Here is a 25,242-nt window from a genome sequence, read left to right as displayed (position 1 = left end):
AAATCAATCGGATAAGCTGAAATTGAAAAGCTGCAAAAATGGGAAAAGTAAACAGTGAGAGTCCGATCCTGCCGCACACAATCGCAAAAAAACAACTTTAATCATATAGTATTTAATTTGTTTGTGCCAGAACAACCAATTCTGGTAGGTTGCGAATGATTGTCGAGACTTTTCTTAATTAAGCAGGCGGTGAGTCGGATGTAAAGTACTCTAGAATTGATTGATCATGAAATTACACTAATAGATCAAGGAGAAGTGTTGCTGAAGCAGACGATTGGACTGGCGGACTTTCGAAACGGTCGAATGCTTACGGCGGAAGGGAACTACGAAGCCGTCAATTACCATCGGTTTGCCGACGACATGCTGATCACTGTGAGCGGACACTCTAGCAGACGAGGATGGGCAGAACTGGCACTGCAGCGGCTGCACGAACAATTGAAACCACTGGGTGTTGAATCAACCTGGAGAAAACCCGAATGGTAAATGCCTTCACTTTTCTGGGGTTTGACCTACGGAGAGTTCAGAACAGAAGTAAATCCGGGTACTTCATCTTCATGACACCGAAAAAGAAAGCCTGTATAGTAGTCAAAGCACGAATCCGTGAAGTCATTCAAAACGGAGGTGCGAAACCAGCCATGGACATCGTAAAGCAACTGAATGCGATATTGGCAGGATGGGTGAACTATTTCCGAGTGGGAAACACTAGTGATGCATTCAGTGAAGTACGGGACTATACAGAGATAAAACTCCGGACACTACTGACCAGAAGGAAACTGAGAGGGAAAAGTAGCATTGGATGGCGGAGATGGAGTAACGAATACCTGTATGGCGTACTGGGGCTATATTGGGACTGGAAAGTTCATCCCCTGAAAAACGCAGACGGTTACCGATGAAAGTGTCTGATATGCAATACGTCACATAACCCTTTCGACGAAGTTTGCGGGGTGAACTGCTTGAGGGAAAACCTCACGAGCAGTTCTTAGGGGAGGGACTGGAAACGGACCTATGGGTACCGCGCCAGTCCTTTACCCGACAGGAGAAAGACCTTCAGTATATCCAGCAAGTGGTTGATGCGATGGAGCATATCCTGTGCGGTGAGGACTACGAGATTCCGCTGCCCTCGGCAGAGAGAATCATCGCTGAAGTCGATTCCTCTGTATACAAGCGTTATGCTGGGAGGTACCGGTTCAACAATGAATTGGCGGGGCAAGTTATATTCGCTGATGTAGTCGTGGAGGACGACCGGCTTTATATGCGACTCAATAATGGTATGCCTCTCGCAATGTATCCCCTGAACGACACTCGCTTTTTCTTTCGTGAGGACTTAGCGGAAGTGGAATTTGTGGGGGAAGAGAACGGAAGAGTTCAGCATTTATACTTTGGCAGCAATGATGAGATGGAACGGGGCCGATCGTGAGACCTGACTAAGACCGTCGTTATGCTAATCGTTGAATATAATGATTAAACTAACGGAGTACTGTATTTGAATGATAACAGCGGCAGTCTAAGACTATATTTATCAAGTCTTGGTCCGCCGCTGCTTCGTTTAATGGATCAGTCTAAAACTTATTATTCAAAAGCTGACGATTTTCAATTTTAAAATCGCATTAAATCAACGACTCCAGTCTAAACTTTATTTTCACCGAACATCAAGGCAAACCGCCGCTGGACTTTGACTAGCCGTGTCAGCAGCAGAATGGCTCCAATCGCCAGACCGGTAATCAGTCCAACCCAGTAGCCGTAGGCGCCCATATCGGTATAAGTCGCCAGGACATAGCCAGTAGGCAGGCCAATTACCCAATAGGCGGCGAAGCAAATGATGAATGCCGGGTTTACATCCTTATAACCCCGCAGCACCCCTTGCGTCGGCGTGGCAATGGCATCGGAGATCTGGAAGAAGATCGCGTAAATCAAAAAGTGCTGAATCAGGGAGATGACCTCGGGTTCGTCGGAATAAAGTCCGGCAACCGAATCGCCGGCGAACAAGAGGACGAGAGCAGTCAGCAGCGACAGCACGGCGGCCGAGGCGATGCCCATAATGCCGTATTGGCGGGCATCCTTCTGCCTGCCGGACCCGTTCTCAAAGCCGACGAGAATAGTCAGGCTCATGCAGATGCTGAGCGGAATCATGTACAGGGTGGAGGCGAAGTTGATCGCCGCCTGATGAGCTGCAATGGTTACTGTGTCGAACCGGCTCATGAGCAGTGTTACTGCCGAGAAAACCGCCGTTTCAAAAAAGATGGAAAATCCGATAGGCACGCCGATCTTAAGCAGCTCTTTGAAGCTGCTCAGCGATATGGCGTAGAACTTGCGGAACAGCTGCAGGCTTTTGAAGGGCTCGGAGTGGTAAATGAAGGTCAGGGCAATTCCGAAGATCACCCAGTAGGTGATAGCCGATGCGACCCCGGCTCCGACTCCCCCAAGGCGCGGGAAACCGAAATTTCCGAAGATAAGCAGATAGTTCAGCCCAACATTGACAGGTAAAGCAATTAGCGTGATGAACATCGAAACTCTTGTCTGCCCTAATGCATCGATACAGCTGCGGACTACCGTGTAGCCGAACAGAGGGATGATACCGAAGGAAATGGCACATAGGAAGCGGAAAGCGATATTCCGTACTTGCGGCTCCAGATTCATAAAATCAAGAACAGGCGACAGAGCGAAACCGCCGATCACGAGGACGAGCAGAGAAACAATCAGTGAGAGCCAGATGCCCTGGGTCACCTGATAAGCGACATCTTTATCCCGGCGGTTGCCTATTAAATTGGACACAATCGGGGTTATACCCATGAGTATGCCGCTAAGCCCGGTTTGAATCGGGATCCATAAGCTGGTACCGATGGCTACGCCGGCCAGATCATCCGTGCCGAATTTGCCGGACATATTGGTATCAAAGAAAGTAATAGCTGACAATGCAATCTGCGTAACAAGAATAGGAAATAAAATATGCAGGAATTGGCTTGCCTTTTGTTTAAGAGAAGTAGTATGTATCATCGGTTTGTGCCTCGTCATCTGAATTTTATAAAAGTGTGTAACCTATAAATCCTTATATTATCAGTAAAAGACCCGGCAGGGCGCCGGGTCCTTGGCTTATATTTGCTGATTGATTTCATCAAGGATAATTGCTGTAGTCATTATTTCTCGTAATCTACACCCGAAGTATAACGGTTGTTGGCATTCCAGAGGAGGAATTCATCCACTTTCTCGTCTTTCAAAGCCCGGATCTGGTCTTCCACCTGCGTCTTGCCGTATTTCACATAATGGCCGCTTCCAAGCCAGCTTGCGGTGAAGTCCTGAATCCAGGGACGGATAATCGGTTTGTAGCTTCCCAGAGGGTCGAGCTTCTTATGTGTATCGACCATAGAACCCTTAATGGTCGCGTAAGGGTCTTTGTCAGGGTCTTTCACATCGAACCATCCTGTTGAATAATGGCTTGGGTATACCATCGGGCTGATGACGTCCACATTCTTCGATATTTTCACGAAATCCTGGCCTATGCCTTCCGCAGCGGGAACAGAAGCGGCATATCCAAAAATATCAACTGATACCCGTACGCCCAGCGGATTTAGCTCTGCTTTGGCGTATTTAACGAAGTCGCCAATGATTTCTACACGTGGTCTGTCATTCTTGGTATATTTAAGAGTATCAGCACGTTTCTCGAAGCCTTCCGGGAAACGGACGTAATCGAACTGGATTTCCTTGAAGCCCAATTTGGCGGCTTCCTTGGCGATGTCTACATTGTATTTCCATACATCTTCATTATAGGGATTGACGAAGCTGTCTCCGCCTTTATTGCTCCAGACTGTGCCATTTGTATTTACGAATGACATTTCCGGCTTCTTCTTGGCGAGAACAGAGTCCTTAAAGACTACGATCCGGGCAATCGGATATACGTCATGCTCCTTTAGGCGGGTCATCAGCTTGTTGATATCACCGATGAACGGCTGGGGATGACCCAGCTTCTGAAGTTCCGCATTGTCTGTCTTGTAGGTAATATATCCCGCATCATCCTTAATATCGATGACCATGGAATTTAATTCTGTTTTATCAAGCAGGTTAAGCAGCGTTTCCATCCGTGCTCCGCCTGCACTGTAGGCTGTCACATAAATACCTTTAACCTTGGGGGCATCCGGCTGCGGATCGGCAAGAATCGCGCCGTCAGTACCTCCTGCTTCATTTCCGGGTGAAGCGCTTGTAACCGGAGTAGGGGAATTGGTGCCGCCTGTGGCGTTTGGTGATGCCGATGCTCCGTTTGGATTGCTGCTGTGCTCTGCGATGATGGGGGGATTGGTGGCGGACTGTAATGCAGCCGTCACGTCAGAGTCGTGTCCGCCATGCGGCACGCCAACGCCTCCCAGGGCCATCATCAGTAATGCCCAGGTGATGTTCATTTGCTATTCTCTCCCTTTATGTACATTCCCTTAAAGTATAAAGGAACGGCAGCTGCCAAAAAGAACAGACTTGTAACAATCCCTGTAATTTTTGGCTGTTAAAAATAACCGCTCTTGTTGTTTATAAACGGGATGTACAGATTTTAAACGGTCCTGTTAAAAAGTAAATGCCGCCCGGACCCGGCACATAGCCGAACCCCAAGCGGCAACTATGAAGATTGCTTCGAAACGTTTTACTCACTGAAGATACGCAGAATTCTGATGCTCGCAAATGCTGTAATGGATGATATCCATGGCATCTGCCGGTTCCAGAATACTCAGACCGTCACGCAGAACGATTACGGAATTCAATTCATTCTGCTTGAGAAACGGCATCATATCAGGATACCACCTCATGACGATTGCTGACAGTTTTACCGTTTCCATTTCCATAAAAATCACCCTTTCCTTTTTCGAATGGTACTGAATTGAATTCAGGGTACACCCGTAAAACGAAGTGCCGGAAAAAAGAGGGGTAAATCCCAATCTTCATGAAATTGTAAGGGTCCTGCGTGAGTATAATATATCACAGTTTTAATTTATGCGCATTTCTTTCAATGTGATCTTTTGCGGAAGGAACCCATGACTCCAACGGTTTCCACAATGTTCACAAAAGCCTGGGGATCGCTGGATCTAATGATTCTTTTAAGCTCTGCGAGCTCGTAGCGGGTAGTCACTGTCATTAGCATGTCCCGTTCAACATGAGAATAAGCGCCCTCTGTTTTGATCTTTGTGACCCCGCGTTGCAGGCCCAGAAGCTGCTGAAGCAGTTCGTCTGTCCTTGTGGTTACGATATAGACAGTCACTTTAACATGACTGATGTGAATCAGGTCAACGACCTTTCCGGTTACATAAATGGAGACCATCGACGCAAGAGCTAAATTCCAATTGTCGTCAAAATAGGCGGCGGCCAGAATGACAATACCATTCAGCCCTACAAGCACATTCCCGATCGGGAAGTCGCGGTAGCGCGTAATAATGGAGCCGATAATGTCAAAGCCGCCCGTAGATCCTCCAACCCGGAAGGAAATACCGCTGCCGACACCTACCAGCACTCCGCCGAAAACGGAGGCAAGAAGCATATCCGAGGCTACAGCTGTCTGCGGTACCAGCGTCATTAGCCAAGTTGTGGCCCCTACGGATACAATGCTGAGAATAATAAATCTGCGCCCGAGCTGAAACCACCCTGCCACAAGCAGCGGCACATTGAAGAGCAGATATAGCAGACTGATGTTAAGGGGTGTGAAATAACCCACTAACATTGCAACACCGGATACCCCTCCGCTTAGCAGCCGGTGGGGGATTAAGAACAGGTTGAAGCCGCTTGCTATCATCGCCGAACCCAGGATGATGGCAAGGTAATTTCCTAGTTGTCTTAGTCGTAACAAGCAAATTCACCTCTGACGTGTAATGTAAGTAATGAAAGTAAGGAATACACTGGTATTCCTGATCGGGTTTGTGATATAATGTATAGGATATTCTTGAGTAGAACGTTACAATGGTACTTTTGCATTGCTTCGGATGTGAAGCTACAATTGTTCAGGCTAAATAACCAAGCTTGATCATAGGACATTTTTTCGTCCCAATACGCGTAAACCATGCAGAGATTACGGCATGTTTGGACAGCCTATAAATGTGTTTACCGCTACTTAAGAATACAGACAAGCATGTGGAATGTCCACTGTATAGAAGGAGCATGAATAATTTGAAAACATTCGCAGAATTCGGCTTGGAGCCAAAAGTACTTCAAGCAATCACAGAGCTAGGATTTGAGGAAGCAACACCCATTCAGGAGCAGGCAATCCCGCTCGCGCTGACTGGAGCAGACTTGATCGGCCAGGCACAGACCGGTACGGGCAAAACAGCCGCTTTCGGTATTCCCCTCATCTCCAAAATTGCTCGGGAAGAAGAAAAAATCCTGGCGCTAATTATGACGCCAACCCGTGAGCTTGCGATTCAGGTTGCTGAAGAAATCGGCAAACTGACCCGCTTCAAGGGTCTGCGTTCACTGGCTATTTACGGCGGACAGGATATCGGCCGTCAAATCCGCGGATTGAAGAAGAAACCACAGATCATTATCGGAACACCTGGACGCCTTCTGGATCACATCAACCGCAAGACGATCCGTCTTGATGATGTGCAGACCATCGTATTGGATGAAGCTGATGAAATGCTGGATATGGGCTTCATGGAAGACATCCAGACGATCCTCAAGCTCGTGCCGGAAGAACGTCAAACCATGTTGTTCTCAGCAACAATGCCTCCTAACATTCAACGTCTCGCCCAACAGTTCCTGAAGAACCCGCAACATGTTTCCGTAATTCCAAAACAAATCAGCGCTCCATTGATTGACCAAGCCTATATCGAAGTTCCTGAGCGCCAGAAGTTTGAAGCACTGAGCCGTCTGATCGATATGGAATCCCCAGATTTGGCAATCGTCTTCGGACGTACCAAACGCCGGGTTGACGAGCTTGCCGAAGGCCTCCAGAAACGCGGATATTCCGCTGACGGATTGCATGGCGACTTGTCCCAGAACCAACGTGATGCGGTTATGCGTAAATTCCGTGACGGCAGCATTGATGTGCTGGTAGCTACTGACGTAGCGGCGCGCGGACTCGACGTTTCCGGTGTAACACATGTTATCAACTTTGACCTTCCGCAAGATCCGGAAAGTTATGTACACCGTATCGGCCGTACAGGCCGTGCAGGTAAAGAAGGAACAGCGTGGTCATTCGTGACTCCGCGTGAAATGGACCACCTTCATCTGATCGAGCGTGTAACCCGTCACCGGATTACCCGCAAACCGCTGCCAACAATGGCTGAGGCAATTGAAGGCAAACAACGCATCACTGCAGAACGTCTGCTGGCAATGGTTGAAGAAGGCGGCGAGCTGAACGAATACAAAGGCATCGCGATTCAATTGCTGGAGCAATATGATTCTGTACAACTGCTCTCCGCAGCAATGAAATTGCTTACCGGCGACAACAAGGATACACAGGTTGAATTGACACCGGAAGATCCGATCCGCGCAAAACGCCGCGGCGGCAAGAATGACATCCGCAGCGGCCGCAAGCCTAATGGCGGCTATGGCGGCAACCGCACTGGTTCCGGCACAGGCGGTGGCTATAAAGGCAACCGTGATAGCGGCAGCAGCTATGGCGGCGGCTATAAAGGCAACCGCGACAGTAGCAGCGGCAGCACAACCCGTGGTGGTTACAGCAGCGGCTACGGCAGCAACAGCAGCAGCGGCGGTTACAAAGGCAACCGCGACAGCAGTGCCGACCGCAAACCATCGGCGCGTCCAAGCAGCACAAGTACTCGTCCGGCTAAACGCGAAGATTACGACATTTAAGCAGCACCGGCAATAATGGAAGAAGACGAGTACCGGTTAACGGTTCTCGTCTTCTTTTTGTACAATTGAACATATTTAGGCTTTGTGTTTCATGCCTTAGATAACAAAAGTACGGGTGATAATAACGAGCAGGATGAACAGAACGAGGATAGTGCCTGTGGAAGTCCAGACGTTGCAGCCAACTGGTGAGGACATAGGTAAAACCTCCTTTGAATTAAGGTGATTGTAATGGTTACGTTCCTAATATATGGACGGATCGTCGGGCTTGCATAGACCATAACCCAGAATCTTAAGAATGGGCGCTGGAAAAGTCCGGGTCAAATAAGGTATAGTTAAGATACGCAGTATGCGCGAGACAGACAGGAGGAAGGGAATTGGAGTTTAAAGGAGCAATGGGCGGTCTATACCGCGTCACGGAATGGATTTCACGTATCGCCTTCAGTAACATTTTGTGGGCAATCTGTTCGGTTCCGTTTCTGTTCATGGGAGTAATGAAGATGATTATGTGGGGATCGGGTGCAGGCGGCCCCAATGAACAGATCACACTGAACTGGGCGATGGGTATTTTGGCACCGTTTACGGTGTTCCCGGCAACAGCGGCACTATTTACGGTTGTACGCAAATGGGTTATGGGCAATAGCGATGTTAGCACATTCCGCACTTTTTTCCAGGGGTACAAAGAAAATTATTTCAAGAGTATGCTTGGGGGATTAATTTACACAGTGCTGTTTGTTGTGATGTACGTAGATGTGACCGTATACATGACGCAAATGGCGAATTTCAGAATCGTCGGTATTTTGATGCTGGTGCTGATGATTATTTTGTTCGTCTCCATGTTTAATTTCTTCTCGATTGTGGTTCATTATCAAATGACCTTCAAAGAAGTGGTGACCAACTCCGTTTTGTTGACAATCGCCCGGCCGATCCGCGTATTCTCCACGCTTATTGGTGCAGCGGTTCTTGTCTATATAGGTCTGAAGTATCCGGTGCTTTACGCCTTGTGTATTCCTACACTGATTGCCTTTTTCGCCTTCTTTAACTTTTACGCTACATACAACAAGCTGCAACTGCAGGTGGAGAAGAAGAAGCAACAGGAACTGGAAGCCCAGGAGGCCGCTGAAAGAGAAGCTGCGGAATTGCTTGAGGCAGAAGATTACGATGAAGATGATGACGACGATGATGACGACGATGATGAGTACGATTCAGATAAAGATAAAAAACGGATTTAACATTAATTACACATAAGCCGCGAAATTAGGCGAGAAATTTATTCCAGTGTAAATTAAAGCGCATACAGGTTTACTTTTTCGTCAAGACGCAATATAATAGTAACAAATCCTGCGATGTACGTTTACGGTTGCTCGTTGTTTTGAACCAATGATAATGTCTTGGGAGATCTATACGAAGCGCGGCTGAAAGGCCCTGTCTATACGACGCGGGGAATTCAAAAACGACTTCTGCGGTCACCCACCTGCTATAGCAGGTTCAGAAGACACTGTAGCCGGACGGCATAGGCGGGTTTTCTACTGTTTTTGACAAGGTGCCCTGTTACCCGCTTACCCGCGGGGATGGGGTACCTTTTTGTTTATAGTGAACAAGGTGAAAGTGAGCAATGCCCTTTTGTTCCTGGGATAAGAGTGTTACACTTAGACTAATGAACTTGGGATTTGAAGAGGGGGAAGAATTTTGTCGTTGAAAAGAACCTTGGTCGGTTTATTTCGCAGTCATGACGGAACAAGCGACCGTGCAAAAGATCCGGCATTAAAGACGCGTTACTACACTCTTTCTAGAGATAAGGCGTGGGAAGAAATATCCTCAACGCTGAAGAAGATTCCTGGCTTCAAAGTGCTTCATGAAGTGCAATCTGTAGGAGAGATTACGCTTGAGAAGAGAACAGCATTCGGGCGTACGCTGGATATTACTGTGTCGGTGCTAAATACCTCGCCGGTGCGTTGCGGCGTAGATATGTACTCGGCATCCAGAGGTTCGCTTGGCGACCTGGGCGCCAACTATCGAGTAATTCAGCGTCTGTACCAGTCTCTTGATAGGAAGCTGGGCAAATACAAGACAGAATAAAGGCAAGCTGCACTTTTCTGTTCAGAGATTGTATACGGTTTCGTGAAGTGTGAAGATGCAGCCTGTCATTGAACAATAAGGTTACCCATAAGCAAAAAGCGGGAGAAGGATGACCTTCTGCCGCTTTTTTTTAAGAATAAGAACTTATAGATTTTCATGTACTACGAATGAAATACAATTCGGCTGGAGGCTACAGCAGTTCCTTTGCAGCTGCAATAGCGGCCTCGTAATTGGGATGCTCGGACATTTCGCCGAGATACTCCACATAAGCCAAAGTATCGTTTTTGTCGATTACGAAGATGGAACGCATGTCCAGACGGAATTCTTTAATCAGGACGCCGTAGGCTTGTCCGAAGGCTGCTTCCTTGTGATCAGACAGTGTGATGACCCGGTCAATGCCGGCGGCGCCGCACCAGCGGGCTTGGGCGAACGGAAGATCCATACTGATGGTGAGAATAACGACATCATCGCCGAGCTCTGCGGCCTCGCTGTTGAAGCGGCGGGTCTGCGCATCGCATACACCGGTATCCAGAGAAGGCACCACGCTGATCAGCTTGATTTTGCCGGCGTAATCACTGAGGGAAGTATCTTCCAGCAGATTCTTGCTCACTGTGAACTGTGGTGCGGAATCTCCGGCTTTGAGCTGCGGACCCACCAGTGTGATGGGGTTGCCTTTAAATGCGGCCACGCCTGTTCTTTCTTGCGTCATATCCTTGGTTCCTCCTTGAATTGCAATATTGGATTCTTACTGCCACAATAAATTATAATCTTTTTAGAAGCTGGATGTCCAACCGAACCGGCAACTTACATAAAGGGTGGGTGTTATGATATTCATACGATATGAAAAGTGGAGAAGCTATCTCCGGTATTATCCGGTAACCTGTTTGCTTATTTTGGCGAATGTGATTATGTTTATTGTTCTGACGTTGAACGGCGGCTCGACAAATATCCAGACACTGGTTGATTATGGGGGAACCGTTAATGTCAGCCCGCTGAAAGAGGAATTGTGGCGTTATGCGACAGCGATGTTTCTGCACAATGGCTTTGCCCATCTGTTCTTTAACTGTTTCGCGTTATTGGTGTTTGCTCCGCCTTTGGAGCGGCTGATGGGCTGGTGGCGCTACGCGCTGCTCTATCTGGCGGGCGGTTTCCTTGCCAATCTTCTGGGAGTCGCGGTCAGCAGCCGTTCAGTGGTGGATTACGGTACGGTGTCAGTAGGGGCTTCAGGAGCGATCTACGCCATATACGGCGCATTCCTCTATATTGCACTGCTGCAGAGAGCGATGATGGATGAGAGCTCACGTAAGACGTTGTACGGGCTTTTGGTGATGGGGATTATTATGTCCTTCGCCACACCTCATGTGGACTATACAGCCCATATTGGCGGCCTCGTGGCCGGGTTCTTTCTTTATGGACTTATGATACGGGTATTCAAAAAAAGCCGAAGGTAGGAGGTGTTGGATTCGTGGAACTTAGACAGCTGCAATATTTTTTGAAGGTAGCGCAAAAAGAGCATGTTACCCGGGCGGCAGAGGAGCTGCATGTGGCGCAATCTGCGGTTAGCCGCCAGATTCATCAGCTGGAGCAGGAGCTTGGAGTGGACTTATTCATGCAAAAGGGGCGCAATCTGCAGCTCACCCCGGTGGGGCAGCTTTTTTGCAAACGGGTAGAATCGGTGCTGAAGGAATTGGAGCGCTCGGTAGCTGAGGTGCATGAATTTCTGGACCCGGAGCTGGGAGAGATCCGCATCGGATTTCCGCATAGCCTGGGTACGCATCTTATACCTTCCATTGTGGCGGAGTTTCGCCGGCATTATCCTCAGGTTAAGTTTCGTTTCAAGCAGGGGTCTTTTCCGTCTTTGATTAAAGACGTGCTGTCCGGTGAAGTGGATCTGGCTTTTATTTCTCCCTTCCCCGAAAATGACGGTCATGTCGCCGGAGATATTGTAATGACAGAGGAGCTGTTCGCGATCCTTCCGCAGAATCATCCGCTTGCCGGAGAGAAGGTAATCCGGCTTGAACAGCTGCGGGAAGAAAAGTTCGTCTTGTTCAGCCAGGGATATTCACTGAGGCCGATCGTATGGCAAGCCTGCCTGCAGGCAGGGTTCAAGCCGCAGATTGCTTTTGAGGGCGGAGAGACTGATACCATACGAGGTTTGGTTGCCGCTGGCATGGGAGTGAGCCTGCTGCCGGAAACGGCATTGTATCAGACTAATCCTATGCAGCCGGCTCAAGTGAGGGTGATAGATCCCGTTGTGACCAGAACGGTGGGAATCATTCACCGCAGTGAGGGCAAGCTGCCGCTGGTAGCCCGCTCCTTCCGCACTTTCCTGCTGACGTATTTCAAAGACAGAAATAACAATACCCCGGTCGGCTCGTAGCCTTCCGGGGTATTTGCTCTGTATATTGACAGCGGGTTAACTAGATGAGCTTAATCACGATTTCCCAAAAACATCATGATCAGACGCAGCAGTTCAAGCAGGGAGACCAGAGCGGCAGCAACATAAGTTAAGGCAGCTGCATTCAGGACCTTGGCTACGCCACGCTCTTCCTCGTTGCGGATGTAGCCTTGCTCAACCATGACCTGACGGGCCCGGCTGCTGGCGTTGAATTCAACCGGCAATGTAACAAGCTGAAAGGCTACTGCAGCCGAGAAGAAGATAATACCCAGACCAATGAGATTCAATGAGCTGAAAATAAATCCTGCCAACAGCATGAAGGGGGCTACGCCGGAAGCGAAATTGACAACCGGGAACATCCGGTGGCGCAGGGTGAGCATAGGGTAATGTTCTTTATGCTGAATGGCATGGCCGATCTCGTGACATGCGACAGAGACAGCGGCGATGGAGCTTTCATAATATACAGGCTCCGACAGGCGCACCACCCGGTGGACGGGATCATAATGGTCGGAAAGGGTGCCGCGCACAGGTTCGATCGGTACATCATAAAGGCCATTGGCATCAAGCATGCGCCGTGCGGCTTCATAACCTGTCAAACCGTTCATGTTGGCAACCTTGGACCATTTATTGAAGTTGCCTTTAACTCTGAACTGAGCCCATAACGAGAATAGAAAAGCGATAATAACTAACAAATACATCAAAGGCATCATATAACATTCCTCCACTATGGTGTAAAAATACTATTTACATTGGCGGCCCCTGCAAAAGCAGCAGCCGGATCGCCTCCATGCACGCAACGCCCTGCGGAAGCAGTGCAGCCAGCGCTCGTTTGGCTTGGACCGGTTTCAGTCCGCTGATCATCGGTTCCAGTGCCTTCACTTCGCGCTCAAGCCGCTGCATCTGCAGCTCCAGCTCCACGAGTTTATCCGAAACATCGGTTTCTGGTGCGGCTGAATTCCACTTGCTCATCATGGTTTTAATTTCTTCCAATGTATATTTCTCATGCTTTAACTGATTGATACGTTCCAGAGCGATTAAAGTTTCATGACTGTACAGCCGATAATTCTTCATGCTTCTGGTTTCTGGTACAATGAGTCCCAGCTTCGTATAATAATCGATTGTGCGTTCACTGATGCTTGCAGCTTTGGCCAGTTCGCCAATCCGGTACAGGGTCATATCCCCATGTTCTTCTCACCTCGCTAACAGAATCCGGCCGGTTTGGTCCGGCGCTCTTCTTACTATATTTATACTTATAATGATATCAAATGATAAACCGTACAGTCAAACGTGACACTTACTTTAAGTATATGCAGGGTTAAAGCCAAAGATACCTTCGGAAAAACAGGTCTTCCTTCTATTAAGATTGTACACCGATTAGACCTTACGAACTGCGGTATATTCACAAGGCTGGAGTGGCTTCTGTAATTATGTTACATATTGTGTCATGTTTATTGAATTGACAGAAGAGCGTGCCGCTTCTTTTGCTCATGAAAAGAAAGGGATTCGGCAAAATAAGCGCCAATCACTTGATATATGTTCAGAATACTTAACATACAATACAGCATCTTGGAACATTTACATTAATAAAAACACATATTCATACATGGAGAAGTCCGCTTTTGCTGTATGCGTTTGCATGAATAAGGTTTGCTGATGGCTGGAAACCTGTGATTTAACAGCGGAAATGCGTAGCTACAGGCAAACAGTGAAGAAATCATGTGCCTCAAGAAATAAATCGCAACATTCATAAAAATAGTCTTGTCAATTTACCTGACTTCTGATTATAATGACATTAAGAGTTTCACGCTTTGTTAGAAAATATAACATTGGGGAGTGGGGTAAAGAATGAAAAAAAAGATGATAATGATGTTTCTGGCCATGATTACACTGATGGTCTACCCGGTCAGCGCATTTGCCGCTGAAGGTCCGGCAGCACCGGATCTCCAAATCGGATTGGATACGGCGTTTACTTTCCTGGCATTTATTCTTGTATTCTTTATGCAAGCGGGGTTTGCGATGCTTGAAGCCGGTTCAGTCCGGATGAAGAACGCGGGCCACGTAGCTGGTAAGACCGTATTGACACTCGCAATTGCCAGCTTGTGTTTCTGGGCACTGGGTTTTGGCCTGGGCTTCGGTAACGGCAACGGGTTCTTCGGAACTACAGGCTTCTTCTATGGTGGTGAAACACAAGCAGCATCATTCGATTCCCTGGCATTCTCAGATGTAACCTTAAACGTTAAATTCCTCTTCCAAATGGCTTTTGCCGCAGTTTCTCTGGCCATCGTATCCGGTGGTATGGCGGAACGTGCTAAGCTTAGTGTATACATTATCTTCGGAATTCTGTTCTCTGTAGTTATCTACCCTGTCGTAGCTCACTGGGTATGGGGCGGTGGCTGGTTGGCTGAACTGGGTATGCAGGACTATGCGGGTTCAACGGTTGTCCATCTTACAGGTGCAACGGCGGCTGTAGTCGCGACAATCTTGCTAAAACCCCGTCTTGGCAAGTTCAACAAAGAAGGCAAGCCGGTTATTATTCCGGGACATAACCAAGTATTCACAGTACTCGGTGTTATCATCCTCTGGTTCGGCTGGTTCGGATTTAACCCTGGTAGCGCGTTGTCTCCAATGGGCGGATTCTTCGGCCACGTAGCATTGACAACTAACCTGGCAGCTGCGGCTGGCGGTCTGGCTGCACTGATCGCTTCTTGGCTCTACTTCGGCAAGTCGGATATCCCGGCAATGCTGAACGGTGTTCTGGCTGCACTGGTTGCAATCACAGGCGCTTGCGCATTCGTAGTGCCTTGGGCGGCAATTCTTATCGGGTTTGTAGCGGGAGCATTCACTTTCATGACTTCACAATGGCTGGAACGTGCCGGCCTTGATGATCCAATCTATGCCTTCTCTGTACATGGTATCGCTGGGATGTGGGGAGCGGTGTCCACCGGATTGTTCGCAACACCTGATCTGATTGCGGAAGGCGCGCTTGTTGGTAAACCCGGATTGTTCTACGGCGGCGGATTCCACCAGCTCGGCGTACAGGTGCTGGGTGTGGCAGGTACCTTTGTCTTCGTAGCAGTTCTGTCCTTCATCATTCTCTACGTAATTAAGTTGGCTATCGGCCTGCGTGTTACCGAAGAGGAAGAATTGATGGGCCTTGATATCAGTGAACATGGTACTTACGGTTATCCTGAACAAATGAAACTGATTGCAGAATCGGAATCCAAGACCCTTAAAAATTAACTACTTCATAGATGGGGGGCGGACCGAGTGGCTTCGATGGAGTCAGCAGAGTGGAATGAAGATAAAAATTACTTGTCCATCGCAACGGCCGGTTCGCCGCAGGAGCTTAAGGCAAGGCGCACGGCCTGTCAAACCGTACTTCTGGCACAGTTAAACGTTGTTCCAATCGAGGAATGGATGACCCGTGTCAATGCAATGCATGACAGTATTGCGAAAGCGGCAGTAATCATATGTGAGGCGCAGATGAAAGAGGCGGGCTACGGCCCGCCTCCCTGCGCCTATTCCTTTATTGTGTTTGGCAGCGCAGGCAGGCAGGAAGCTACGCTCTGGAGTGATCAGGATAACGGCCTGATTGTGGAAGGGGAACCGGATGGGCTCAAGAAGAGTTATTTCCGGGCCTTTGGAGCGATGTTGTCGGATTTATTTGAACAAGTGGGTTATGAGAAATGCAGCGGCAAGGTGATGTGCTCCGAGCCGCTCTGGTGCAAGACACTGACGGAATGGAGAGAACAGCTGCAGAGCTGGATGGACCAGTTGGAATGGGAGCCGATCCGTTATCTGATTATTTCCTCCGATATGCGCCATGTAGCCGGGAACGCGGAGTTATCCGCGGAGTGGCGGGAAGCTTTTCATGCGGGATTTATCGGCAACGAGAAGCTGTCCACGGCGGTATTGCGCAATACGGTCCGCCACAAGGCGACACTAAATCTTCTTGGACAGGTACTGACGGAACGGTTCGGCGATTACGCCGGGGGATTTGATGTTAAATATGGTGTTTATATTCCGCTCGTCAATATTGTTAGACATTTGTCTTTATTTGAAGGAGTCTGGGACAGCTCCACGCTGAAGAGGCTGGAAGTATTGGGGGCGCTTGACAAGTACCAGCACCTTGAAGATATCCGCCGGGCATTTTTGACCGCGCTGCGGATGCGTGCGAACACTCCCTACAGTGTAAACGACGGATTGTTGTCCAGCAGTGATTATATTGCTGAAATTGATCTGAAGAATAAGCAGCTCATGTCCGAGCTGCGGGAAAGTCTGCTGCTCGTCAGGCGCCTGCACAGGGCACTGCAGCGTCAGCTCCGGTCAGCGGAAAGGAGACAGTCATGAAGGAGCCGAACAAAGGCGGCGGATTCTGGAACAACCTGAGACAAGGCGGAATGCCATCCGCCATCGCTTCGATGAGAGGCGGGGAATCGGCACAGCAAACGGCACAGCAAATGGCCTTTATCCGTTCCCTGATGCGCGAGAAACGGCGTCCTGAAGTGCTGCATACCCCTCTCGCTGAACTTGAGACCGTTATTTTTGACCTGGAAACGACAGGCTTCTCCCACCAGCATGGGGATGAGATTATGTCATTTGGTGCGATTCGTGTAGTAGGCGAAGAAATAAAAGAAGATGAGTGTTTTTATACACTGGTAAACTGCCAGACGGCGATACCGGATAATATTACCAAGCTTACGGGGATTTCCAAAGAGATGACATCCGCTGCACCGTCGTTAATGGACGGGCTGCATAATTTCATGTCCTTTGTGGGCCAGCGGGTGCTGGTGGCGCACGGAAGTGCACATGACAAGTCTTTTCTGAATGCTGCATTATGGAAAACCTCCAAAGTGCAGCTTACCCACAGAGTGCTGGATACGATGATGCTGGCCCGCTGGCTTGAGCCGCACCGCAGCAATTATACGCTGGATGAACTTCTTGCCGTACACGAAATTCCGATCCAAGGGCGGCATCATGCGCTGGAGGATGCCAAAATGACGGCGCGGCTATGGGTGTCTTATCTGAACGAGATCTCCCAGAAGCGGCAGGTCGATACCTTGGGAGATCTGTATGCTTATTTAAGCAGAGCATAGAGCGGAGCATGCAGCAGCCGGTAAACCGCTGTTCCACTTGAATCAGACAGTCGGTCGATATGAAAGCCCCTCAACGTTATTTCCTCATTCTTGTCCGTACCTGGAGAACCGATCAGGTATACCTTGAATTCGGGACCCAGTGCGCTTAGTCCCTTAATGTCGGAGGGAGAAGGCCAGGGGGCAGAATGGGGATGGGAGTGGAACAAACCGACAGGGGCGGGGTCGTTATAGAGTGCCTTTACCCATTCGCGGGGATCAGGAACGAAGGCATGCAGCGGGTCAGGCGCTACGTTGCTCATGGGGACATAGTCCTTGATGTGCATGCCGCCCGCTGCGGCAGCACCCAGCAGTACGCCGCAAGCTTCATGCGGATAACAGGTCAGCAAATGCTTCCCCAGCATGAGCTGTACGGAGCTATCCAGTCTGATGGGCTGGGTTTTTCCCTGGTATGCTGTCATATATTCACCCCTCTCTCTTCATAGGATTTCGTCTCTGACGGAATCCTCTTTTTTTGTTACGGAAGAAGCTGATTTTACTTGGATGTAAAGGATGGTTTGAAACTGCACATATTGGGGGTACAATAGGAGCAAACCATCCCATTTGCAAAGGAACGGTCTTCCCATGAGAGCTGTGAATAAACGAAATGTAACTGTTATGGCCTTGATTGTGATATTGGCCGTTCTCGTCATTGCGCATGAATTCAGGGCTGAGCCCGAGTCAGTACCAGTAGTGCAGCAATCGACCAACCTGGAAAGCGGTGCAGGTGCTGGCTTACTGGCTCCATCCTTCACTTTGCAGGGAAACGACAGCACTGTTTATGACGTAGGGGGACCTCGGGAGAAGGCACTGATGCTTAATTTCTGGGCTTCCTGGTGTGAACCGTGTCAGCTGGAGGCTCCAGAGCTGAATGCAATGGCTGTTAAATATAAGAATGTTCTTGATATTTATGGAATCAATGTGACCAGCCAGGATTATAAGCCCAACGCCGAACGTTTCATCAAAAAATATATGCTGTCCTTTCCGGTCATGTTTGATTTAAAGGGCAAGGTGTTCGATAAATATAATGGTGCAGTATTTCCTACCAATGTATTGATTGACAAAAATGGGGTGATCTCCGAGATCATTCTCGGTGTCTTGACTCCCGAAGAGCTGGAGAAGAAAATCATCACACTAACCGGCTCTTAAAGAAACGGCAACTATTAAAGCCCCCCTGCGGAACGGGTATTTTCCCGGCTGCAGGGGGGCTTTGTCTGAGGTATTTGTGGCCGAATCTTTAATGGTTGACTAAGCCTCTAGGCTCACTGCTGGACTTCTTGTCGTTTTCGCGTGAGATTTGTCCCAAAAGGGCATAGCGCATACTGTCGACCAATGCTTCCCAGCTGGCCTCAATGACATTGCTGGATACTCCAACCGTACTCCAGGTATTAGTATAATTTCTGGATTCGATCAGAACCCGTACCTTCGCAGCGGTCTGATCCTGTTCATCCAGCACACGAACCTTATAGTCGGAGAGATGCATCTCATCCAATTGCGGGAAGTAGGGCAGCAGCGCCTTGCGCAGGGCGTTGTCCAGCGCGTTGACCGGACCGTTGCCTTCTGCAGCGGTATACAGGTTCTCTCCGCCGGCCTTCAGCTTGACGAAGGCCTCGGAAACGACCGGACTGCCGGCTGTCTTCTCCACAAGCATTTTGAAGGATTCAAAAGTGAACAGCTCGTTCATCTCGCCGGTGGCTTCACGCAGCAGCAGCTCTAGTGAGGCGTCGGCGCCTTCGAACTGGTATCCCTGATGCTCCAGGTTCTTGATCTTGTCAATCACCTTGCGGGCCTGTTCGCTGCTTGGGTCAAGACTGAGGCCCATATCCTGGGCTTTGGACAGGACATTGCTCTGGCCGGCCAGCTCAGAGACCAGCACGCGCTGTTTGTTGCCCACCAGTTCAGGAGCAATATGCTCATAGGTACGCGAGTCGCGCATAATCGCAGAGACGTGAATGCCGCCTTTGTGGGCGAATGCGGCCGTTCCAACATAAGGCTGATTAACCGGCATATTCACATTGGCGACCTCGCTCACGAAGCGTGCGGTGTTGGTCAGCTGGGGGAGGGAATCCCCCGGAATACAGTGATAGCCCATCTTAAGCTGCAGAGTGGGAATGATCGAGCACAGGTTGGCATTGCCGCAGCGCTCACCATAACCGTTGATTGTGCCTTGCACCTGCCGGGCACCTGCGCCAATGGCACTGAGCGTATTGGCGACCGCAAGCTCACAATCATTATGGGTATGGATACCCAATGAAGCGCCCGGAAGGTTCCCGGCCATACCTGATACAATGTCTTGAATCTCATTCGGGAGTGTGCCGCCGTTTGTATCGCACATGACCAGCCAGTCCGCACCGGCTTCCCGTGCTTTAGCCAGGACGGCAGCTGCATACTCCGGATTGTTCTTATAGCCGTCGAAGAAATGCTCAGCATCGAAAATCACTTCGAGGCCTTTGCGTTTCAGATAAGCGATGGAGTCGCCGATCATCGCCAGATTCTCTTCTAATGTAGTTTGCAGGGCAGTATGCACATGGAAATCCCACGATTTCCCGACCAAAGTAGCCGCCGGTACGCCGGCATCAATCATTCTTTGGAGATTGTCGTCGTTCTCGGCTACAGAGTTCTTGCGCCGGGTACTGCCGAATGCGGTGATTTTGGCATTTAAATGAAATTCCTTGACCCTTTTGAAAAATTCGATATCCTTATTGTTGCTTCCCGGGATGCCACCTTCAATGTAGTGCACACCCAGATCATCGAGTTTTCTGGCAATCTTCAGCTTATCATCCGCCGACAGGCTGATGCCTTCGCCTTGGGTGCCGTCGCGTAGTGTCGTATCGAAGATGGAGATGGACTTAGACATGGGAGTCCTCCTAAAAGTTTTGTGAGAATGGCTTCCTGGATTTACTCCGTACAAAATTTACTTCGGAAGCATCCGCTTAAGGGAAATGAATTTTTATATTATAGCATTTTTACGCGGGAATGTAACAAAGAACTTTACAGCGTTTCTGCTTTTGTTGACCTTCCGGCAGTTGAAGAGGTATGCTAAATCCGACAATGGAAACCCTGAAGATAAGAAGGTAGATATTGTGCAGAACGTGGATCAGTATTACCCAACGAGCGGCAGGGTTATTCTGCATGTGGATATGAATGCTTTCTACTGCTCAGTGCATGAGGCGGAGGATCCGGAGCAATACAAAGGCAAACCGACGGCAGTTGCCGGAAGCGTGGAGCTGCGAAGAGGGATTATTGTTACCTGCTCCTATGCTGCACGCAGGCTGGGAATCTCAACAGGCATGCAGGTGCAGAAGGCACTCCGGATTTGTCCATCGTTAATTGTTATTCAACCGAACTTTCATCTATACCGCAAGTATTCGAATGCATTCATGCAGATTGCCTACAGCTATACTCCGCTGCTTGAAGCAGTCTCAATAGACGAATGTTATCTCGACATTACCGGCTCCAGACAGTTCGGGACTCCACTGGAGATTGCCGGGGCCATCCAGCGCCGGATCATGGAGGAGCTTGGGCTGCCTTGCTCCATTGGGGTTGCCCCCAATAAGCTGCTGGCCAAAATTGCTTCGGATTTGAAAAAGCCCAACGGAATCTCCGTCCTCCGGCTGCGTGATGTGCCGGATATTTTGTGGAACAAGCCATGTAATGAAATGTTCGGCATCGGCGGAAAAACAGCCGAAAAGCTCCGGAAGCTTGGCATCTACAGCATCGGCCAGCTGGCTGCGGCTGATGAGAAGATGCTGGTGGATTATTTCGGGGTCATGGGCTCGTGGCTGAAACGGGCGGGCAACGGTATTGACCACGGCATTGTGAATCCCGAGCGCGAACAGAGCAAGTCGATCGGGCATACGACAACCTTGCCGAGAGATGTAGTCGGTCTGGCAGAGGCCCGGCCAATTCTGCTGAATCTTAGCGACCAGGTTGCCCGGCGGCTGAGGAAGCAGGGCTTGGTGGCAGCAGGTGTGCAGCTTACGATCCGCACACCCGACATGAAGACCATTACCCGGTCGCGCCAGCTAGAGACTCCTTCAGAAAGTGCTGAAGACATCTATAAGACGGTGTGCGAGCAGTTTGCCAAGCACTGGAAGGGGGACAAGCCGGTGCGCCTGCTAGGTGTTACCTTGCAGGGACTGAGCCCCAAGGAGGACTCCGCTATCCAGCTGGATTTGTTCGATTATGAACGTCAGCCGAAGAAGGAGTCCCTGAACAAAACGATGGATATGCTGCGCAACAAATTCGGCGAGAATGCGGTGCTGACGGCCGGAATGCTAAGTGACAGCCACTCGGCCCGCCTCCGCAATCACAAGGAGCGCGGCACCTCACTGCAGAAGGACAATCTCGAAAGTGTTGATCCTGATAAAACATGAGAAAAGCCTTGCCCGGCACGGACATTCAAGCAATGGAATATGCGTCGAAAATGGAAACGAATTGAAAACTCATTGAAATTGTATTCTATTTATATTAATATGAGAAAAATAACAGGCTGCTACAGCAGGCTGTATTGTTTAACGGGAGGCAGAGGAAAAATGGCTAAATACACTTGGGTCGAAAAAGATACTTGCATCGCTTGTGGTGCTTGTGGCGCGACGGCCCCTGATATTTTTGATTATGATGATGAAGGTCTGGCAGAAGTGATCTACGAGAATGACAGCAATCGCGGGTGTACTGTAATTCCGGATGATTTGTTCGACGATTTGCAGGATTCTGCAGATGGATGCCCAACGGACTCCATCAAAATTGCGGATGCTCCTTTTAATAAAGAAGGTTAATCCAAGAGGTTTTTCGTTGACTACAGGATATAAGGATCGCTCAGCGCGAACCTTATATTTACATAAAGACATCTCTTCGCCGGCGTAAATTCGGTTGGGGGATGTCTTTTTTTGATGGACTGACCGATATATATAAGGAAAGAATCACAAACCCGCGGAGGCCCCGATGAAAAACTCGCAGCATCTTAAGGCGTATGTTCAGTTGCATCCTGAAAACAAGATGGCATGGTACTTGCTTGGTAAGGAATACTATAAGAACGGCCAGCAAGGCAAAGCGAATTACTGCTTCAATCAGGCCGGTGAAGTATACGAAGCTTTCGAGCACAGCAAGGTGCCGGCCGAAATGCTGCGTGAATATGAAGACGGCCTGCTCCAGGCTGCCCGGCAGCGTCACCAGAACAAGCAGAGAATGCGCCGTATTCTGCTTACACTAGTGCTGCTGCTGCTGGTGTTTCTGCCGGATGCAGCTGCGCCGGGTACCCTTCACGGCCCCGGTGAGACGGACAACTCGGCTCCAGAGATTGCCGGCGGAGCTCCGGCAGATTTACCGGAGGAACTTACGGCAACAGCCGTGCCTGAGACTGGAGAACAGCCGGCCCCGGATCCGGTAAAGCTGGCCTTTACGGCACAGCCGGGGGACGCTGCCGGACCTGGCAAGGCGCTGGCGGGCTTGCTGCAGAGCAGCCAGCCGACCGGCTCAACGGCGATCCTGCGAATGGAACGCTCCGGCAAATGGCTTATATGGAAGAAGAAGCTGCCGCTCGAGGCAACGCTGGAGAAGAGTAAGGAAGGTCGGATTGTATACCAATCCTACAATTCGGCGGTCTGTGCCTGCCAGCCCCCGGATTCAGCAGAGCTGAAGAAACAGGCGGCAGGATGGCAGGAGGACCAGGAGGAGCTGGCTGTGCTGTGGAGCGCCATGCGAGCCTATAAGAGCAGCAAGGGCGTGCTGCCGAAATCCCTTGGGGAGCTGGAGGCGCCGTTTCCGGGAAATTGGCTGGGGGGGACGACTCCGCTGATGAAAGCGAAGTTTGCCTCGCTGCGTGCGGCAGCTTCCCCGGCAGTCCCGCAGGTCCCGGCGGCTACTGCCAAGCCGGATACTGCCACGGCAACGGGGATTCCTGCAGCTGTCCAGGGCAGCAAGTCTCCTGAAGCAAGCGGTGATGCGGCGTCGGAAATGCCCTTTTTTACAGGACCGCTGACTATTATTGTAGATAAACAAAAACACCGCCTGGCAGTGACCAGCGGCTCGATAATTCTGCGGAACTATGAGATTGGACTCGGCGGCGACAAAACCCCTGAAGGGACTTTTACGATCACAGACAAGGTGGTCAATCCGAATGGCCATGACAACGGGGAATTCGGCAGCCGCGGGATGCAGCTCTCGGACAGCAACTATGCCATACACGGCACAAATGAGCCTGACAGCATAGGCAAAGATGAATCGCTGGGATGTATCCGGATGAACCGCAAAGATGTGGAGGAATTATTCGCCATGGTACCGATGGGAACGAAGGTTCAGATTACTAAAGGGGTTCTGCCTGAGGAGCTGCTGCTTCCGGAGGAAGCCTATCCCTCTGGAGCACCTCAAAATCAGACCAACCCCCACAAAGTCTACCACTGGCTGAATTAATTACCTGCTACAAGAAATAGAACAATAATAAGAAGAATCAGCAAGGCCAGACTTACACTAATCCACAGGATTGCTTTGCGGTTGACTTCTTCCTTCTTCTGCTGGAGTGTAGGAGGTTTGCGTTTAGTTGACATACTGGTCATCCTTCTTTCTCTCTTGATCGGTGATTACCCTTACATTGTAATGCGTTTGCAAGAAAAATACTATACTCTGCATTTCGCTCGCAGGCATCACCTGGGCAAAAAACTTTTCTTTTCTTCCCGAAACGGATAAAATTAAGAAGAAACCTATAGAAACGGGGAGTCGCGGGACATCACGTATTATCCCTTGAAGGAGCGAGAACGGTGCTGTATCGAAATTTAGGTAAACCAATTTTCTTTAAAATGGACCCGGAGAAGGCACATCATCTCGTCATAGGCGGTTTGAACAAAGCGGCCTTGGTTCCGGGCGGCAGCGCGGCCATGCGCTTGATGTACGGCGTTCCAGAGACAGCCGATCTTGCGGTAGACCTGTTCGGTCTGCATTTCCCTACTCCGGTGGGTCTTGCGGCAGGACTGGATAAGAACGCTGAAGCGGTGGGCGGCTTCTCATCAATTGGCTTCGGATTTATGGAAGTGGGTACGGTTACGCCCAAGAGCCAGCCGGGCAATGACAGCCCGCGGTTATTCCGTCTTCTTCCGGACGAAGCGCTGATTAACCGGATGGGCTTCAATAATGAAGGCGCAGAGGCTATGGCCCAGCGGCTGAAGGTGCTGAAGAAGCGCAGAATTCCTGTGGCGGTCAATATCGGGCGCAATAAAGTGACCCCAAATGAATCAGCACATGAGGACTACCGGCAGTGTATCCGTACGCTTTATCCGTACGGTGATTTTTTTGTGGTTAATATCAGCTCTCCGAATACACCGGATTTGCGGAGTCTCCAGCATGGCAGTGAATTATCGAACCTGCTGGCCCAAGTGAAAGAGGAAATGGAACTCCAGCGTGAGAAAAGCGGTATGGCCAAAAGTCTGCTGGTCAAGATTGCTCCTGATGTCAGCGACACCGAGCTTGAATATATGGTACATACACTTTCTGAAGCCGGTGTGGACGGCGTGATCGCTACGAACACCACGCTCAACCGCGAGGGGCTGAAGAGTGACAAAGCCGGAGAGACAGGGGGCCTCAGCGGCAAACCGCTGCGCGACCGTTCCACGGAGATTATCCGCAGCATTTATCACCAGACCGGCGGCAAGCTGCCGATTATTGGTTCAGGCGGTATTTTTACCAGCCAGGATGCTTATGACAAAATCCGGGCAGGTGCCAGCCTGGTTGAAATTTATACAGCTCTCATCTATGAAGGACCGGAGGTTAACCGTAGTTTGCATGCCGGACTTAGGCAGCTTCTGCGGCGGGACGGATTCCGTAATATCCTAGAAGCGGTGGGCGCTGATCATCACTGAAGGA

At 49.8% G+C, this 25,242-nt stretch carries 25 protein-coding genes, 1 other RNA gene and 1 pseudogene; 16 read left to right on the top strand and 11 right to left on the bottom strand.

From position 1 onward, the window contains the following. Window positions 1–274: 274 nt before the first annotated feature. Window positions 275–893 (top strand): annotated as a pseudogene (locus NYE29_RS32220) (group II intron maturase-specific domain-containing protein); the annotation flags it as partial. A 44-nt stretch (window positions 894–937) separates the two neighbouring features. Continuing rightward, complete coding sequence (locus tag NYE29_RS32215) at window positions 938–1,417, top strand: DUF3471 domain-containing protein (protein WP_340899156.1); 480 nt, start codon at window positions 938–940, stop codon at window positions 1,415–1,417. Window positions 1,418–1,626: 209 nt separating this feature from the next. Here NYE29_RS32215 and NYE29_RS32210 read toward each other — a convergent pair whose 3' ends face one another. The 4 genes from NYE29_RS32210 to NYE29_RS32195 form a co-directional block, all read right to left on the bottom strand. Then, window positions 1,627–2,994 carry an MATE family efflux transporter gene (locus NYE29_RS32210; RefSeq protein ID WP_340899155.1) on the bottom strand — a complete coding sequence of 456 codons (1,368 nt, stop codon included), beginning with the start codon at window positions 2,992–2,994 and terminating at the stop codon, window positions 1,627–1,629. 140 nt (window positions 2,995–3,134) lie between these two features. Next, window positions 3,135–4,391 carry a putative glycoside hydrolase gene (locus NYE29_RS32205; RefSeq protein ID WP_340899154.1) on the bottom strand — a complete coding sequence of 419 codons (1,257 nt, stop codon included), beginning with the start codon at window positions 4,389–4,391 and terminating at the stop codon, window positions 3,135–3,137. Window positions 4,392–4,628: 237 nt separating this feature from the next. Continuing rightward, a complete protein-coding gene (locus tag NYE29_RS32200) occupies window positions 4,629–4,823 on the bottom strand; it encodes a hypothetical protein (protein ID WP_038589654.1) in 195 nt (64 codons plus the stop codon). Window positions 4,824–4,984: 161 nt separating this feature from the next. After that, window positions 4,985–5,818 carry a YitT family protein gene (locus NYE29_RS32195; RefSeq protein ID WP_340899153.1) on the bottom strand — a complete coding sequence of 278 codons (834 nt, stop codon included), beginning with the start codon at window positions 5,816–5,818 and terminating at the stop codon, window positions 4,985–4,987. 317 nt (window positions 5,819–6,135) lie between these two features. Between NYE29_RS32195 and NYE29_RS32190 the strand changes: the two genes are divergently transcribed. Next, a complete protein-coding gene (locus tag NYE29_RS32190) occupies window positions 6,136–7,782 on the top strand; it encodes a DEAD/DEAH box helicase (protein WP_340899152.1) in 1,647 nt (548 codons plus the stop codon). 96 nt (window positions 7,783–7,878) lie between these two features. On the opposite strand, the gene NYE29_RS32185 is transcribed toward NYE29_RS32190, so the two are convergent. Beyond that, window positions 7,879–7,977 carry a dihydroorotate dehydrogenase gene (locus NYE29_RS32185; protein ID WP_144024380.1) on the bottom strand — a complete coding sequence of 33 codons (99 nt, stop codon included), beginning with the start codon at window positions 7,975–7,977 and terminating at the stop codon, window positions 7,879–7,881. Between the two features lie 179 nt (window positions 7,978–8,156). On the opposite strand from NYE29_RS32185, the gene NYE29_RS32180 reads away from it, so the two are divergent. The 3 genes from NYE29_RS32180 (at window position 8,157) to NYE29_RS32170 (ending at window position 9,858) form a co-directional block, all read left to right on the top strand. After that, a complete protein-coding gene (locus tag NYE29_RS32180; protein ID WP_340899151.1) occupies window positions 8,157–9,011 on the top strand; it encodes a YesL family protein in 855 nt (284 codons plus the stop codon). A gap of 103 nt (window positions 9,012–9,114) precedes the next feature. Next, window positions 9,115–9,307, top strand: a non-coding RNA gene (gene ssrS / locus NYE29_RS32175) — 6S RNA. 161 nt (window positions 9,308–9,468) lie between these two features. Beyond that, window positions 9,469–9,858 carry a DUF1499 domain-containing protein gene (locus NYE29_RS32170; RefSeq protein WP_340899150.1) on the top strand — a complete coding sequence of 130 codons (390 nt, stop codon included), beginning with the start codon at window positions 9,469–9,471 and terminating at the stop codon, window positions 9,856–9,858. 190 nt (window positions 9,859–10,048) lie between these two features. On the opposite strand, the gene tpx is transcribed toward NYE29_RS32170, so the two are convergent. Beyond that, window positions 10,049–10,567 carry a thiol peroxidase gene (gene tpx, locus NYE29_RS32165; protein ID WP_076112318.1) on the bottom strand — a complete coding sequence of 173 codons (519 nt, stop codon included), beginning with the start codon at window positions 10,565–10,567 and terminating at the stop codon, window positions 10,049–10,051. A gap of 115 nt (window positions 10,568–10,682) precedes the next feature. On the opposite strand from tpx, the gene NYE29_RS32160 reads away from it, so the two are divergent. Together NYE29_RS32160 and NYE29_RS32155 are read left to right on the top strand one after the other, a co-directional pair. Further along, complete coding sequence (locus tag NYE29_RS32160; protein WP_076112319.1) at window positions 10,683–11,309, top strand: rhomboid family intramembrane serine protease; 627 nt, start codon at window positions 10,683–10,685, stop codon at window positions 11,307–11,309. A gap of 14 nt (window positions 11,310–11,323) precedes the next feature. Next, window positions 11,324–12,238: a LysR family transcriptional regulator gene (locus NYE29_RS32155; RefSeq protein WP_038589672.1), complete on the top strand. Its 915-nt coding sequence runs from the start codon at window positions 11,324–11,326 to the stop codon at window positions 12,236–12,238. Window positions 12,239–12,288: 50 nt separating this feature from the next. On the opposite strand, the gene NYE29_RS32150 is transcribed toward NYE29_RS32155, so the two are convergent. Next, window positions 12,289–12,966 carry a zinc metallopeptidase gene (locus NYE29_RS32150; protein WP_379142704.1) on the bottom strand — a complete coding sequence of 226 codons (678 nt, stop codon included), beginning with the start codon at window positions 12,964–12,966 and terminating at the stop codon, window positions 12,289–12,291. A 34-nt stretch (window positions 12,967–13,000) separates the two neighbouring features. Beyond that, window positions 13,001–13,432, bottom strand: coding sequence for a MerR family transcriptional regulator (locus NYE29_RS32145; RefSeq protein ID WP_076112320.1), 432 nt, complete (start codon window positions 13,430–13,432; stop codon window positions 13,001–13,003). A 669-nt stretch (window positions 13,433–14,101) separates the two neighbouring features. Here NYE29_RS32145 and NYE29_RS32140 point away from each other — a divergent pair. From NYE29_RS32140 to NYE29_RS32130, 3 genes are read left to right on the top strand one after another with little or no spacing between them, the layout of a single operon-like run. After that, entirely contained in the window at window positions 14,102–15,496 is a 1,395-nt protein-coding gene (locus NYE29_RS32140; RefSeq protein WP_038589677.1) for an ammonium transporter, read from the top strand. Between the two features lie 36 nt (window positions 15,497–15,532). Continuing rightward, a complete protein-coding gene (locus tag NYE29_RS32135) occupies window positions 15,533–16,606 on the top strand; it encodes a DUF294 nucleotidyltransferase-like domain-containing protein (protein WP_340899867.1) in 1,074 nt (357 codons plus the stop codon). After that, window positions 16,603–17,352 carry an exonuclease domain-containing protein gene (locus tag NYE29_RS32130; protein WP_038589680.1) on the top strand — a complete coding sequence of 250 codons (750 nt, stop codon included), beginning with the start codon at window positions 16,603–16,605 and terminating at the stop codon, window positions 17,350–17,352. The genes NYE29_RS32135 and NYE29_RS32130 overlap by 4 nt, the downstream gene beginning before the upstream one ends. Here the strand turns inward: NYE29_RS32130 and NYE29_RS32125 are convergent. Further along, window positions 17,334–17,810, bottom strand: coding sequence for a M67 family metallopeptidase (locus NYE29_RS32125; RefSeq protein WP_340899145.1), 477 nt, complete (start codon window positions 17,808–17,810; stop codon window positions 17,334–17,336). The genes NYE29_RS32130 and NYE29_RS32125 overlap by 19 nt on opposite strands. A 172-nt stretch (window positions 17,811–17,982) precedes the next feature. Here NYE29_RS32125 and NYE29_RS32120 point away from each other — a divergent pair, with 172 nt between their 5' ends. Further along, window positions 17,983–18,537 carry a TlpA family protein disulfide reductase gene (locus NYE29_RS32120; RefSeq protein ID WP_340899144.1) on the top strand — a complete coding sequence of 185 codons (555 nt, stop codon included), beginning with the start codon at window positions 17,983–17,985 and terminating at the stop codon, window positions 18,535–18,537. Window positions 18,538–18,625: 88 nt separating this feature from the next. Here the strand turns inward: NYE29_RS32120 and cimA are convergent, their stop codons facing one another. Then, window positions 18,626–20,245, bottom strand: coding sequence for a citramalate synthase (cimA, locus tag NYE29_RS32115; RefSeq protein ID WP_076112324.1), 1,620 nt, complete (start codon window positions 20,243–20,245; stop codon window positions 18,626–18,628). Between the two features lie 226 nt (window positions 20,246–20,471). Between cimA and NYE29_RS32110 the strand changes: the two genes are divergently transcribed. The 3 genes from NYE29_RS32110 to NYE29_RS32100 all read left to right on the top strand — a co-directional run bounded on the left by NYE29_RS32110 (window position 20,472) and on the right by NYE29_RS32100 (window position 23,799). Further along, window positions 20,472–21,764 (top strand): DNA polymerase IV, encoded by a 1,293-nt coding sequence (locus tag NYE29_RS32110; RefSeq protein ID WP_038599352.1) that lies wholly within the window; start codon window positions 20,472–20,474, stop codon window positions 21,762–21,764. Between the two features lie 159 nt (window positions 21,765–21,923). Next, window positions 21,924–22,166 carry a ferredoxin gene (locus NYE29_RS32105; protein ID WP_076112325.1) on the top strand — a complete coding sequence of 81 codons (243 nt, stop codon included), beginning with the start codon at window positions 21,924–21,926 and terminating at the stop codon, window positions 22,164–22,166. A gap of 220 nt (window positions 22,167–22,386) precedes the next feature. Further along, window positions 22,387–23,799 (top strand): L,D-transpeptidase, encoded by a 1,413-nt coding sequence (locus NYE29_RS32100; protein WP_340899143.1) that lies wholly within the window; start codon window positions 22,387–22,389, stop codon window positions 23,797–23,799. On the opposite strand, the gene NYE29_RS32095 is transcribed toward NYE29_RS32100, so the two are convergent. Continuing rightward, complete coding sequence (locus tag NYE29_RS32095) at window positions 23,796–23,933, bottom strand: hypothetical protein (protein WP_179091796.1); 138 nt, start codon at window positions 23,931–23,933, stop codon at window positions 23,796–23,798. The genes NYE29_RS32100 and NYE29_RS32095 overlap by 4 nt on opposite strands. A gap of 210 nt (window positions 23,934–24,143) precedes the next feature. Here NYE29_RS32095 and NYE29_RS32090 point away from each other — a divergent pair, with 210 nt between their 5' ends. After that, complete coding sequence (locus tag NYE29_RS32090) at window positions 24,144–25,238, top strand: quinone-dependent dihydroorotate dehydrogenase (RefSeq protein ID WP_340899142.1); 1,095 nt, start codon at window positions 24,144–24,146, stop codon at window positions 25,236–25,238. Window positions 25,239–25,242: the final 4 nt, after the last annotated feature.

It is taken from the genome of Paenibacillus sp. FSL M7-1046 (assembly GCF_038007405.1).
Lineage (GTDB): Bacteria > Bacillota > Bacilli > Paenibacillales > Paenibacillaceae > Paenibacillus_AQ.
This window is presented reverse-complemented; position numbering and strand designations above follow the sequence as displayed.

Coding starts and splice junctions, on each gene's coding strand:
- NYE29_RS32210 (WP_340899155.1), bottom strand. CDS start 2,994: ATGATACATACTACTTCTCTTAAACAAAAGGCAAGCCAATTCCTGCAT.
- NYE29_RS32205 (WP_340899154.1), bottom strand. CDS start 4,391: ATGAACATCACCTGGGCATTACTGATGATGGCCCTGGGAGGCGTTGGC.
- NYE29_RS32200 (WP_038589654.1), bottom strand. CDS start 4,823: ATGGAAATGGAAACGGTAAAACTGTCAGCAATCGTCATGAGGTGGTAT.
- NYE29_RS32185 (WP_144024380.1), bottom strand. CDS start 7,977: ATGTCCTCACCAGTTGGCTGCAACGTCTGGACTTCCACAGGCACTATC.
- tpx (WP_076112318.1), bottom strand. CDS start 10,567: ATGACGCAAGAAAGAACAGGCGTGGCCGCATTTAAAGGCAACCCCATC.
- NYE29_RS32160 (WP_076112319.1), top strand. CDS start 10,683: ATGATATTCATACGATATGAAAAGTGGAGAAGCTATCTCCGGTATTAT.
- NYE29_RS32150 (WP_379142704.1), bottom strand. CDS start 12,966: ATGATGCCTTTGATGTATTTGTTAGTTATTATCGCTTTTCTATTCTCG.
- NYE29_RS32145 (WP_076112320.1), bottom strand. CDS start 13,432: ATGACCCTGTACCGGATTGGCGAACTGGCCAAAGCTGCAAGCATCAGT.
- NYE29_RS32140 (WP_038589677.1), top strand. CDS start 14,102: ATGAAAAAAAAGATGATAATGATGTTTCTGGCCATGATTACACTGATG.
- NYE29_RS32135 (WP_340899867.1), top strand. CDS start 15,533: ATGGAGTCAGCAGAGTGGAATGAAGATAAAAATTACTTGTCCATCGCA.
- NYE29_RS32130 (WP_038589680.1), top strand. CDS start 16,603: ATGAAGGAGCCGAACAAAGGCGGCGGATTCTGGAACAACCTGAGACAA.
- NYE29_RS32125 (WP_340899145.1), bottom strand. CDS start 17,810: ATGACAGCATACCAGGGAAAAACCCAGCCCATCAGACTGGATAGCTCC.
- cimA (WP_076112324.1), bottom strand. CDS start 20,245: ATGTCTAAGTCCATCTCCATCTTCGATACGACACTACGCGACGGCACC.
- NYE29_RS32105 (WP_076112325.1), top strand. CDS start 21,924: ATGGCTAAATACACTTGGGTCGAAAAAGATACTTGCATCGCTTGTGGT.
- NYE29_RS32100 (WP_340899143.1), top strand. CDS start 22,387: ATGGCATGGTACTTGCTTGGTAAGGAATACTATAAGAACGGCCAGCAA.
- NYE29_RS32095 (WP_179091796.1), bottom strand. CDS start 23,933: ATGTCAACTAAACGCAAACCTCCTACACTCCAGCAGAAGAAGGAAGAA.